The following is a 12005-nucleotide window of genomic DNA, read 5'->3' on the forward strand; positions in this document are numbered from 1 at the left end:
CGACCCGCACCCCGGCCGGCGGCGTGGACGCGGGCGGCGGCAGCGGCCTCACCGGCCGGCCCCTCGCGCTCCAGGTCACCGGCATCTTCCTGCTGCTCGCGGCGGCCGGCACCGCGGCGTATGCGATTCGCCGCCCGGCCCGCGGCTGAGGCAGTGCGGGCGCCGGACGACTACGGGCACGGCTGGATCCGCGACCGGCGGGCGGCGGCTTTTGCCCTGATTCTCGCTGTGCTCGGCACGGTGATCACCGCGATGGGTTTCCGCATCGAGGACGGCCTGCCGCCCCCGGAGGCGGCGGCCCCGGCCGCGTCGCCGGTCGCCGTGGAGGGCACCGAGGCACCGCCGGCGCCGCCACCCACCCGCAGCGCTCCGCCCTCGCCGGCCGGCGGGACGCGCCGCTCCGAGCCGGCCCGTGGGATGCGCCGCTCCGAGCCGGTGCGCCTGGAGATCCCGGCGATCAAGCTGCGCGCCCCGGTCACCCCGATCGGCCTGCGCCGCGACGGCACCATCGACGTGCCGCCGCTGCGCTCGGACGCCCCCGCCGGGTGGTACAAGAACGCGCCCTCACCGGGCGAGACCGGCGCGGCGGTGCTGGTGGGCCATGTGGACACGGCGCGTGACGGCCCGGCGGTCTTCTACCGCCTGCGCGAGCTGCGCCGCGGCAATCCCATTTCGGTACGCCGAGCCGACGGCACCGTGGCCGATTTCGTGGTGACGAAAGTGACCACGCACCCGAAGGACGACTTCCCGAGTGCCGACGTCTACGGACCGGTGGACGGTCCCGAGCTTCGGCTGATCACCTGCGGCGGGGTCTTCGACCGGTCCCGCGGAAGCTATCGGAGCAACGTCGTGGTGTTCGCCCGAAGAGCCCCGTAAGCGATTCCGGGACCGGTTCCAGTGGACTTATCGGACAGGGCGGTTCCGGAACTCGACCGCCTTGCCCGAGTCTGCCCGGGATGCCGGATCCGAGCCCTTGACATGGAGGTTCGGCGATTGCTTCTGTGACCAGGATCATTGCGATCTTGTTACTGAAGGGACACCTCCGCATGACCCGAATCCGCGAGCGCATGGGGCGTACCCCACTGCGCCGCACGACTGCCGGAGCGCTCGCTCTCGGCCTGGCCGTCGCCGCCGCGGGCGCCACGGCCGGCCCGGCCGCCGCCGCACCGGCGACCGCCGGCACGCCGAACCTCGGCGCGAACGTGACCGTCTTCGACCCCAGCATGCCGGTGAGCGAGATCCAGGCGAAACTGGACGCCACGCACGCCGCGCAGGTCAACAACGAGATGGGTACGGCGCGGTACGCGTACCTGTTCAAGCCGGGCACCTACGGCACCGCGGAACAGCCGCTGCAGATCAAGGTCGGCTACTACACCGAGATCACCGGTCTCGGCGCCAACCCGGGCGACGTCGTGATCAACGGCAAGGTTGAGGCGTACAACCGCTGCCTGAGCTCGGACCCGGCCAACCCGAACTGCATCGCGCTGGTCAACTTCTGGCGCACGCTGTCCAACCTCACCGTCAACATCAACGGTGCGGGCCAGGACGGCTGCCGGCAGACGGCGAACTTCTGGGCCGTGTCCCAGGCCGTCTCGCTGCGGCGGGTCAACTTCACCGGCGGCACCCTGTCGCTGATGGACTACTGCACCGCCGGCCCGCAGTACGCCAGCGGCGGCTTCATCGCCAACTCCAAGCTGCCGGCCACCACCAACGGCTCGCAGCAGCAGTGGCTGACCCGCAACAGCGAGGTCGAGAGCTGGTCCAACGCGGTCTGGAACCAGGTCTTCGCGGGCGTCGAGGGCGCACCGGACGACTCGGCGTTCCCGAACCCGCCGTACACCACGCTGGAGACCACGCCGGTCAGCCGGGAGAAGCCGTACCTCTTCGTCGACGGTTCCGGGCGTTACCAGGTGCGCGTGCCCTCCGCACAGCGCAACACCAGTGGCACCAACTGGAGCGGCCCGGGGCGGACCATCCCGCTGTCGGACTTCTACATCGCGAAGCCCGGCGACTCGGTCACGAAGATCAACCTGGCGCTGGCGCTCGGCAAGCACCTGCTGCTGACCCCGGGCGTGTACGACATCGCCCGCAGCATCGAGGTGTGGCGCCCGAACACCGTCGTCCTCGGCCTCGGTCACGCCACGCTGACCGCGGTCAACGGCTCCATCCCGCTGGACGTCGCGGGTGTGCCCGGCGTGATCGTGGCCGGCGTGACCATCGACGCCGGGCTCAAGGAGTCGCCGGTCCTGCTGCGCGTCGGCAAGAAGAAGGGCCTCGGCATCAGCTCCCCGTCGAACCCGACGACGCTGAACGACGTGTACTTCCGCGTCGGCGGCCCGCACATCGGCAAGACGAACATCGCGCTCGAGGTGAACAGCGACGACGTGCTGATCGACCACACCTGGGTGTGGCGCGGTGACCACGGCGTCGAGGGCTTCACCGAGGGCGTCAACGGGGACACCGACCGGTGGCGCACCAACACCGGCCGGTACGGCGCGGTCATCAACGGTGACGACGTCACCGCGACCGGCCTGTTCGTCGAGCACTTCCAGAAGTACAACACCGTGTGGAACGGCGAGCGCGGCACCACCGTGCTCTACCAGAACGAGCTGCCGTACGACCCGCCCACCCAGGCTGACTGGATGAACGGGAACGTCAAGGGTTACGCCGGTTACAAGGTCGGCGACCGGGTTCGGAAGCACACCCTGCACGGTGGTGGCGTCTACGTCTTCAACCAGAACAACCCGTCGATCGAGACCGAGAACGGGTTCGAGGTGCCGAAGACGCCGGGCGTCAAACTGCACCACATCATGACCGTCAACCTCAGCGCCGGCGTGATCAACCACGTCGTCAACGGGGTCGGCGAAGCCGCGGACATGACGAAGGTCGGCCAGCCGGTCTTCATCACCGAGTACCCGGCGCCCTAGTGGAACCTGGTGGTCACCCGCCCGTCGCCGGGTGGGTGACCACCAGCACCGGACGTCCCGCCTTCTCGATCAGGCTCAGCGGCACACTGCCCAGCAGACGCTGCGCCACCAGCGGGCGAGCACTCGACCCCACCACGATCAGGTCGGCGGACTGCTCCTCCGCGTACCGAATGATCTGATCCACCGGCCGGCCCGGCAGCACCACCGTCTGCGTCGCCTCGATGCCCGCGTCCGCCAGCCGGCGGGTCGCGGCCTGCGCGGCGCGCTCGGCGCGCTCGGTGTAGACGCTGCGCGGCATCGGCGCCAGATGCTCGGTCTCCAGCTCGTCGACCGCGACCACCGCCACCGACGCCCCGGTCTGCCGCACCAGATCGGCGGCGGCGTCGGTGACCCACGGCTGATCGGCCTCGGGATTGGCGGCGAGCACGATACGCATGGTGGCCTCCCAGTAGTTCCCAGGTTTCCCGACACTCAAGGTACGGGTAACGTCACTGTTCCGCAGGGTCCGTGTTTCCGTGGCTTCGGAACGAGGGGCGAGCTATGGCTGATGCGATCAGGACCGAATCGGAACAGCCCACACTGAAACGGGTCATCGGGCCCTGGCTACTGCTGCTCTTCGTGGTCGGCGACATCCTCGGCACCGGCGTCTACGCGCTGACCGGCAAGGTCGCCGCCGAGGTCGGCGGCGCGGTGTGGCTGCCGTTCCTGCTGGCCTTCCTGGTGGCGCTGCTGACCGCGTTCAGCTATCTGGAGCTGGTCACCAAGTACCCGCGGGCGGCCGGTGCGGCGCTCTACACGCACAAGGCGTTCGGGATCCACTTCCTGACGTTCATGGTGACCTTCGCGGTGATGTGCTCCGGTCTCACCTCGGCGTCCAGTGCCTCCAAGGCCTTCGCGGGGAACTTCGGCGAGGCGTTCGACCTCTCCATCGGCGACGGGTTCGCACTGACCGCCGTGGCGCTCGGGTTCATCACGCTGGTGGCGCTGATCAACTTCCGCGGCGTCGGCGAGAGCGTCAAGGCCAACGTGGTGCTGACCTGCGTCGAGCTGACCGGTCTGCTGATCGTCATCTGCATCGGCGCGTGGGCGCTCGGCGGCGGCAACGGCGACCTGTCGCGGCTCACCGAGTTCAACACCCCGCCCGGCGACGCTGTCGCGCTGTCGGTCACGGCCGGCACCGCGCTGGCCTTCTTCGCGATGGTCGGCTTCGAGGACTCGGTGAACATGGCCGAGGAGACCCGCGACCCGGTCCGCACCTTCCCGAAAGTGATGCTCACCGGCCTCTGCATCACCGGCGTGATCTACGTGCTGGTGGCCATCTCCGCGGTTGCCCTGGTCAGCCCGGAGGACCTCGCCGAGGGCAGCACCCCGCTGCTCAAGGTGGTCGAGGCCGGGGCGCCGGCGTTCCCGCTCACCGTCTTCGCGTTCATCACGATGTTCGCGGTGGCCAACTCGGCGCTGATCAACATGATGATGGCGAGCCGGCTGCTCTATGGCATGGCCAACGAGCGGGTGCTGCCGAGTGTGCTCGGACGGGTGCACCGGACCCGGCGTACGCCGTGGGTGGGCATCATCTTCACCACCGCGGTCGCCTTCGGACTGATCTGGTTCGCCGACCTGGCCGCGCTCGGCGGCACCACCGCGCTGCTGCTGCTCTGCGTCTTCACCGTGGTGAACGTGGCGGTGCTGGTGCTGCGCCGCGACCCGGTGGAGCACGACCACTTCAAGGCGCCCACGGTGATCCCGGTCCTCGGCGCGCTCGCCTGTGCCTTCCTGGCGAGCCCGCTCTCCGGGCGGGCCACGGCCGACTATCGGATCGCCGGAGTGCTGCTTCTGGTGGGTGTGGTGCTGTGGGCGATCACTTATGCGACGAACCGGTATGTGCCGGGCGCGATTTCCCGCCCCTGAACGAGTGACGATCGCACATTGATCATGGGTTGGTGACCCTCCGGAAATCCACGTCGGCCGAGGTCGGATCGCATGGTGGCACATCGCCACCCTGGTAATGGCGGCTTCGAGGGATGTGCGAAGCTGCCCGCTACCACATGCACCCTCATCTCCTGACCGGAGGCCCGATATGGCATCATTCCTCTACTTTGCTGCCGGGCTCGTGATCGGCGTGATAGTCGGTTGGCTGCTCTGGGGCTGGCGTCTCGTCTCCCCGCGGCCCCAGCGCGCCGCCGAGACGAACCCGGCGGCCGAAGCCGCGCCGGCGGTCGTCACCTCACCGGTCGCCGCCGAGCCGGCCGTGACCGCGCCGGCCGCAGCTCCCGCGGCTGCCGCTACTTCCGTCGCCGTCGCGTCGGACGAGTCCCCCTCCTCGGCCGATGCGTCTTCCTCCTCGGCCGATGCGTCTTCCTCCTCGGCCGTCGCGTCACCGGCCACGGCCGATGCTTCCCCGTCCACGGACGATGCTTCCCCGGCCGCGGCCGATGCGGGCTCGCCGGCACCGGCAGTGTCGCCGGCCGCCGGGGTGACGACTTCGGCCGACGACGTCGCGGTCGACGCTGAGCCGACCGTGGAGGTTCCCGCCGCGGAGAGCAAGCCGACGCTGATGGACGAGCCGGCCGCTGAGTCCACGGTCGACACGGCGGCGACGTCCGAAGAGGTCGCCGCCGCTGCCGCTCCCGCCGCTTCGCCCGAGCCGGTTGCCGCTGCTCCCGCTTCCACCGCTTCGCCGGAGCCGGTGGTCGCTGCTCCCGCTTCCACCGCTTCGCCGGAGCCGGTGGCCGTTGCTCCCGCTTCCACCGCTTCGCCGGAGCCGGTGGTCGCTGCTCCCGCCGCCGCTTCGCCGGAGCCGACTGTCGACCTGCCCGAGCCGGAGCCGGTTGTCGAGAGCACGCCTGAGCTGGTCGAGGCCAAGACCGCCGTCATCGAGCCGGTGGAGGCGCCGGCCGCAGCGACCGAGCCGCTGATCGAGCCGGTCGTCGAGCCGGTTGCCGCGCCGGTCGCCGTCGCGCCGGTCGCCGTGACCGAGCCGGCCGACGTGGAGCCGGTCTCCGCGCCCGTCGCCGCCGTCGAGGCCGCCGCTGCCGAGCCCGTCATTTTCGAACCGCCGGCCGGGATCGAGGAGCCGGACGACCTCACGAAGATCGCCGGCATCGGCCCGAAGATGGCGATGGCGCTGGCCGCCGCCGGGATCACCACCTACGCGAAGCTGGCCGACGCCGACGTCATCAGCCTGAAGCAGGCCGTCACCGCCGCCGGCATGCGCGGCTCGGCGAGCCTCGCGACCTGGCCGGAGCGCGCTCGCGAGCTGGTCGGCGTCAAGAGCTGACCATCCCCCGCACGGCGATCCGGCGCTCGGTGAAAGGGCGCCGGATCGCCATTCAAGGACCCTCGAACGAAGTGTGACCCAGGCCACTTCGAAAAGTTGCATACCGGGAGCGGGCCAGACGATGGTTGCGGCCGTCCCCCACCGGCAACACCACGAGGAGCCCCCCGATGTCGATGTCCGTCAGCGCCGCGACCGCCTCGACCTGGAACAGCTACGCCGCCTGGAGCCGTCTGCAGAGCGCGCGCATGAAGCTCACCGCGGACACCAGCCCGCGAACCGCCACCGCTGCCGTCCTGACCGCCGACCGCGCCGCCATCGTGAGCGCCGAGCACGAGGTCGCCCGGGTCGAAGCCACCCGCGCCGCGGACCTGGCCCACCTGCGGCGCACCGGCCAGACGTTCGACCTCATGGTCTGAACTGCGCACGGCATCCCGCGGTCCCGCTCCGGAACAACGTGGTTCCGCTCGGGCCGGGATCCGGCGAGACCGCCCCGGAAGCGAGCCGTGCCGGCCGCTGCTCACACTTTCGGCAGGTCGATGTGGCACCTGAGCGGCAGCCGTCGACCATCCGTTCGGTCAACCGAGTGGCAACCGACCCGACCCCCGGGTCAAGAGGTCGCCGTGACGGCTATCTGTCAGTTCGCGCCACGGCGCCCCGGCCGAGGATCGCTGAACTGGGCGGACCCGAACGTTCACCACCACTGAATCCAGTGAAATCGCGATGTTGGCATCATCCGTACATCGAAGTTGATCAAAGCGCGGCAAGCGCGCCGGCGCTTGCAACATCATCCCTGGTAGATCGCCGTTCGCGGGGCGAAGAGGACACCGTGGGAACAACCGGCCACCCCGAGATCAACAACGCTGCGTCGTGGATGCGTGGCGGTTCGTAATCATCGAGGGGTTTCGTGGCGGCCTCCGACATCGCACCATGGACAAAGGGTGATGCGATGAGCGGGCGACGGTTGGCAGTGGTGGTGACGGTCGAGCACCACGATGATCCTGTGCTGAGCAGGTTCGCGGTGCCGTCCGCGGACGTGCCCGTGTTCGCCGAGGTGCTCGGTGATCCGGGGCTCGGCGGATACGACGTGGCCCTGCTGCACGATCCCGGCGTGCCGGAGGCGTTCGGCCAGGTGCAGAGTCTCTTCGAGGGCCGTGACCAGGACGACAGCGTCCTCTTCTACTTCCGCGGCGTCATGCTCACCGGGCCCGGCGGTGGTCTTTTCCTCGCCGGGTCGGACACCGTGATGGGCCGCCCGGCGGACACCGCACTCGACGTCTCGCAGCTCGCCGTGCTGCTGCAGCGCTGCCGGGCCGGGCAGGCCGTGGTGCTGCTCGACGGGCGGACCGGCGGGCCGGTGGACGCCGGACACCACTTCCGGGCGGCCCGGTCCGCGGAATGGCAGAGCCGGGTCGTCATCGCCGCGACCGCACGACCCGAGCCGCCGACCTTCGCCGGCCTGATCGCCGACGGGGTCCGCAGCGGCGCCGCCGACCGGGACCGCGACGGGTTCATCGGCATCGGCGAACTCCACGACCATCTGCGTGAACGCGATCCGAGCGTTCGGCAGTGGGTGTTCGGGTCGGGGCGGCAGCCGTACCTGTCTCGGGTGCGACGCCAGGGAAGTGACCAGATGGCGCTGATCGCCCAGCTTGCGCTCGCAGCGGCCGGTGAAGATCTTTCCCGGGCCGTCGAGGCGCGCGAGACGCTGCGCCGCATGGCCAACGGCGAAGGCCGCGTGGCCGCGGCGGCCGCGGCCGCGCTGCGCCGAACCTCCGTGCGGATCGCCGAACCGGCCCTGGACTTCGGCCGGGTCGCGCCCGGCACCCGGCAGCTGGCTGCGGCCGTGCCCGTGCAGGGCCCGCCGCTGGCCGCGGCGTCGGCGGTGAGCAGCAGCACGGAGGGATTGCACGCCCGGCTTGAGGGCGGGTTGCTGCGGATCTCGTGGTTCCCGACGGTGGGCCGCCTCGACGGCTCGATCACCCTGGACGGCCCGGCGGGCACGGCGCACCTGGTCGTGACCGGCGAGGTCGCCGAAGACTTCGACGTGGCGACCGGTGGATGGGTGCCTGCGGCCGGGCCGAACGGGGTCATGCCCGATCCGACCGCCGACTTCAACGCGGTGCCGCGCCAGCCGGGTCCGGTTCCCGCGGCTGGGGTTTATGGCTCGCCCGGCGCGGGCGCTGTTCCGCCTGGCGCCGCGCCGGTTCCGGCCGGGGCGGGTGCGGACGGGCCGGGGCCTTATCCGCCTGCCGGGCACATGCCGCACGGTGCGCCGCCGCGAGGCGCGGCGCAGGTGCCACCCGGAGCTGTCCCGCCGCACGCGGCGCAGGTGCCACCCGGAGCTGTCCCGCCGCAGGCCGGGTCGGTGCCGCCCGGAGCTGTCCCGCCGCAGGCCGGGCCGGTGCCTTCGGCCGTCCCGCCACACGCAGCGCAAATGCCGACTGACAGGTCCTCGCCGAGCGCTGCACAATCAACGCCTGGCATCACCTCGCCCGAAGCAGCGCAGGCACTGCCCAGGCCCGCCGCCTCGGGCGGCGGGCAAATGCCGGCCGGAACCGCGACCGGTGCCGCGTCGGCCTTCCCGCCAGTTGCCGGGCAAGGGCAGCCTCGAGCAGCGGCCGGAACACCGCCTGGAGCCGCGTCAGGTGCGGCAGAGTCCAGCCCGCCGGTGAACAGACCTGGGCCGTTCCCGCCTGGTGCGCCTGCGGCTCCGGGATCGTCCACCAGCGGCGGTCCTGCACAAGACCGGCCTGGACCGTTCCCGCCCGGCGCACCCGCCGGGCCCGGATCGCCCACCAGCGGCGGCCCCGCACAGGACCGGCCCGCAGCATTTCCGCCCAGCGCGACAGCCGGGCTCGGATCGCCCACCAGCGCAAGCCCGGCATCAGCCCGACCTGGACCATTCCCGCCCGGCGCACCCCCTGGGTCAGGATCGCCTACCGGCGCGAGCCCGGCGCTCGGGAACGCCGGCGGCGCCTCGCAGGGCGTGCCGTCAGAGGGCGGAGCACCATCGCAGGGAACCGCCGGTGTTGTCGGGCGTGCGTCGGTTGCGGCTGTGCCGGCGGGTTTGCGGCAGGAGGACGGTGCGGCCGCTGGGTCCGCCGTGGGAACAGCACAGGAAAGCGGTTCAGCGGCGGCGAGCGCGGAGACGTCTGCCGGCTCCTCTGGTTCGGAGAAGACCGCATCGAGTGGGCCGGCTCCCACGCCTGTCGTGCCCGCGCAGCGTGACGCCTCGCGGCACCCGATTTCTCCCGCTGCGCCGGGGGCGGCGCAGACCTGGTCTGCCAGCGGTGGCTGGCCCAGCTCGACGCCGGGAGGTTTTGGCTGGTCGAGCCCCACCACCCCCACTTCGCCGCCGGCGGCTGCCGGGTCCGGCAGCCCATCCGGTACGCCGGAAGCGCCCGAGCCGTCATCAACCACCACGGCACCCGCCGAATCCCCGCCCGAGCGACCGGGTGACGAGGCAGTCGCGACCCCCGTGACGGCGGAAGAAGCGCGCCCCGCGGAGGACGCTCAGCAACCCGCAGCAACGGACAAGACCGAACCCGCCACCCCACCGCTGGACGACTCGAGACCGCCGCGAGCTGACGAAGCCAGTGAGAGCACCAGGGCCGGTCAGGACGACGCTGAGGCACCGCGAAACCTGAGCAGCAACGAAGACCCGGCGCCGACTGTCGCTGAACGTGGCCTGACCAGCGAAAATCCGCCCAGCGGCGAAGACACGCAGCGAGCGGCTACCGGCGGGTCTGGGACCGACGACTCGTCCGGCGAACCAGGCCAACAGCCTCGGACCGGCGACGACGCAACGCAGCGGGCCACTTCAGGTGGGCTTGCAGCCGACCACTCGGGCAGCGACGAGGCACCGGGTGGGCTTGCCGCCGACCACCCGGGCAACGCCGAGGCACCAGGTGGGCTTGCCGCCGACCACCCGGGCAGCGATGAGGCACCCTCGACTCACCGCACCGACGACGCCTCGCAGTCGGCTGCTCCGAGTGAGCCGGCGGGCGACGGCCCGGCCGGCGAGGAGGCAGCGGCCCCACATCGCGACGCCGAGGTAGCAGCGCAGGCAGCCCCAACGACCAAGGATGCGACCGGCGAACGAAGCGGTGAGGAAGTAGCACCGCGTTCCGATACGGAAGACGCCGCCGCGACGAGCGGCGGCGGGATAGCCGTCGGTCGAGCCCACGACAAGCCGGGCTTCGCGTCCAACGGAGCGGGATCCTCGGATACGTCCGAAGCTGACGCAACCGGGTCACCGAACGGCATCCGCCCGGTCGACGAGCCGGAAACACCCGCGTCGGAGGACACCCCGCCGAAGCCGAACAGGCCGGAGCGGGTGCAGGGCAGAGCCGCCATGCCCACCCCGCACGAACCCGTTGCCGGTGGTGCGGCAGGGGCGGGCACCTTGTGGCCCGGAGAGGCCCCGGAAGAGGCAGTCGGGCCGGTGGTCTCCGGCGATTCGAGTCCTGGCCGAGCCGGTACCCGTCCCGGCAACCCGTGGCTCACCTCGCCCTCACGCGCACAGACCGGATCGCATGAACGACTCTCGTCAGCGGGCGCAGCGCCGTTGGCAGGCGATTCGGCCGGGGCGCAGCAGGCCATTAAACCGGCTTCGGGCGAGCACGGCGCTTCGCAGCCGACTTCCGGCAGCCCGGCGACAGCATGGCCGGCCGCCGCCGCTACCTCGGGAATCCCGGCCGGAGAAGGTCCCGCCGCGCCCACAACCGGCAGTCCCGCGCCTATCGGCCAGCGCGCCGACGCACCCACAACCGGAAGCTCGGCGGCCACCGGCCAGCGCGCCGACGCGCCTGTATCCGGGACTCCAGCCGCTGCCGGGCAAGGCGCCGCCACGTCCGCGCCCGGCAGCCCGGATGCGGCCTGGCCATCTGCCGGGCGCATGCCCGGCGGCACGGCCAAACCCTGGCCGGCCACGACTGCGCCGACCTCCGGGGGCCCGGCGGGTCCGCGACCGGAAAGCGCACCGCCGACGGATGAAACGGCAGGACCGTGGCCCGGCGTGGCCGCCGGCGCGGCCGCGGCAGCGGCCGCGTGGCCGGGCAGCACACCCACGTCAGGTAGTCCGGCCGACCCTTGGCAGGGCACGCCCCCGCCGTCGGCCAGTGCGCCGTGGCCCGATGCCCCGCCCGCACCGGGCCAGCCGGCCGGACCGTGGCCCGGTTCCGCCCCGACCTCAGGCGGCGCCAGCCAACCCACCTCCGGCCAACCGACCTCGCCGTGGCCCGACACCGCAGCCACATCAGGCGGAACCAGCCGGCCGACCTCCAGCCAACCCACCTCGCCGTGGCCCGACACCGCAGCCACATCAGGCGGAACCAGCCGACCGACCTCCAGCCAACCCACCTCGCCGTGGCCCGACACCGCAGCCACCTCAGGCGGAACCAGCCGGCCCACGTCCAGCCAGCCGAGTTCGCCGTGGCCTGACACCGCACCCACATCGGGTCAGCCGGGCTCGCCGTGGCCCGGCGCCGCACCCACATCCGGGCAACCGACCTCGGCATGGCCTGGCACCGCACCCACGTCCGGGCAGCCGGGCTCGCCATGGCCTGGCACCACGCCCACCTCCGGGCAGCCAACCTCAGCGTGGCCCGGCACCGCGCCCACCTCCGGCGCTGCCGCCTGGCCGGGGGCGGCGCCCTCATCCGGGGCGCCCGCCGACCCCTGGCAGCAAAGCGGGCCGGAAGCCTGGCCGGCCAACGCGCCCGCCGACTGGCAGACGACCGCGCCCATCCCCGGGCAGCCGGCCGGCGGCTGGCCCACCACCGCGGCCGCTGCTCCGGCAG

At 72.0% G+C, this 12005-nt stretch carries 8 protein-coding genes and 1 pseudogene; 5 read left to right on the forward strand and 4 right to left on the reverse strand.

The window, feature by feature from the left end; genetic code table 11:
- The first annotated feature begins 153 nt into the window (after positions 1-153).
- Positions 154-876: a class F sortase gene (locus AB0F81_RS47305; protein ID WP_360210304.1), complete on the forward strand. Its 723-nt coding sequence runs from the start codon at positions 154-156 to the stop codon at positions 874-876.
- Between the two features lie 191 nt (positions 877-1067).
- Positions 1068-2927 carry a glycosyl hydrolase family 28-related protein gene (locus AB0F81_RS47310; RefSeq protein WP_360210318.1) on the forward strand — a complete coding sequence of 620 codons (1860 nt, stop codon included), beginning with the start codon at positions 1068-1070 and terminating at the stop codon, positions 2925-2927.
- Between the two features lie 13 nt (positions 2928-2940).
- Here AB0F81_RS47310 and AB0F81_RS47315 read toward each other — a convergent pair whose 3' ends face one another.
- Positions 2941-3363: a universal stress protein gene (locus AB0F81_RS47315; protein WP_360210306.1), complete on the reverse strand. Its 423-nt coding sequence runs from the start codon at positions 3361-3363 to the stop codon at positions 2941-2943.
- 104 nt (positions 3364-3467) lie between these two features.
- Here AB0F81_RS47315 and AB0F81_RS47320 point away from each other — a divergent pair, with 104 nt between their 5' ends.
- Positions 3468-4835 (forward strand): APC family permease, encoded by a 1368-nt coding sequence (locus tag AB0F81_RS47320; protein ID WP_360210308.1) that lies wholly within the window; start codon positions 3468-3470, stop codon positions 4833-4835.
- 183 nt (positions 4836-5018) lie between these two features.
- Here the strand turns inward: AB0F81_RS47320 and AB0F81_RS47325 are convergent, their stop codons facing one another.
- A complete protein-coding gene (locus AB0F81_RS47325; RefSeq protein WP_360210310.1) occupies positions 5019-5675 on the reverse strand; it encodes a hypothetical protein in 657 nt (218 codons plus the stop codon).
- A 16-nt stretch (positions 5676-5691) separates the two neighbouring features.
- Here AB0F81_RS47325 and AB0F81_RS47330 point away from each other — a divergent pair, with 16 nt between their 5' ends.
- Both AB0F81_RS47330 and AB0F81_RS47335 read left to right on the forward strand, forming a co-directional pair.
- Complete coding sequence (locus AB0F81_RS47330; protein ID WP_360210312.1) at positions 5692-6204, forward strand: helix-hairpin-helix domain-containing protein; 513 nt, start codon at positions 5692-5694, stop codon at positions 6202-6204.
- 167 nt (positions 6205-6371) lie between these two features.
- Complete coding sequence (locus AB0F81_RS47335; RefSeq protein WP_360210314.1) at positions 6372-6620, forward strand: hypothetical protein; 249 nt, start codon at positions 6372-6374, stop codon at positions 6618-6620.
- Between the two features lie 473 nt (positions 6621-7093).
- Here AB0F81_RS47335 and AB0F81_RS47340 read toward each other — a convergent pair whose 3' ends face one another.
- Together AB0F81_RS47340 and AB0F81_RS47345 are read right to left on the reverse strand one after the other, a co-directional pair.
- Positions 7094-8113, reverse strand: a complete 1020-nt coding sequence (locus AB0F81_RS47340; protein ID WP_360210316.1) for a hypothetical protein — start codon at positions 8111-8113, stop codon at positions 7094-7096.
- Positions 8114-11664: 3551 nt separating this feature from the next.
- Positions 11665-12005 (reverse strand): annotated as a pseudogene (locus AB0F81_RS47345) (hypothetical protein); the annotation flags it as partial.

Origin of the sequence: Actinoplanes sp. NPDC024001, from assembly GCF_040638955.1 — a bacterium.
Lineage (GTDB): Bacteria > Actinomycetota > Actinomycetes > Mycobacteriales > Micromonosporaceae > Actinoplanes.

What these genes read in the sequence shown, in the direction of transcription:
- AB0F81_RS47315 (WP_360210306.1), bottom strand. Translation starts at nt 3,363, where the DNA reads ATGCGTATCGTGCTCGCCGCCAATCCCGAGGCCGATCAGCCGTGGGTC.
- AB0F81_RS47320 (WP_360210308.1), top strand. Translation starts at nt 3,468, where the DNA reads ATGGCTGATGCGATCAGGACCGAATCGGAACAGCCCACACTGAAACGG.
- AB0F81_RS47310 (WP_360210318.1), top strand. Translation starts at nt 1,068, where the DNA reads ATGGGGCGTACCCCACTGCGCCGCACGACTGCCGGAGCGCTCGCTCTC.
- AB0F81_RS47335 (WP_360210314.1), top strand. Translation starts at nt 6,372, where the DNA reads ATGTCGATGTCCGTCAGCGCCGCGACCGCCTCGACCTGGAACAGCTAC.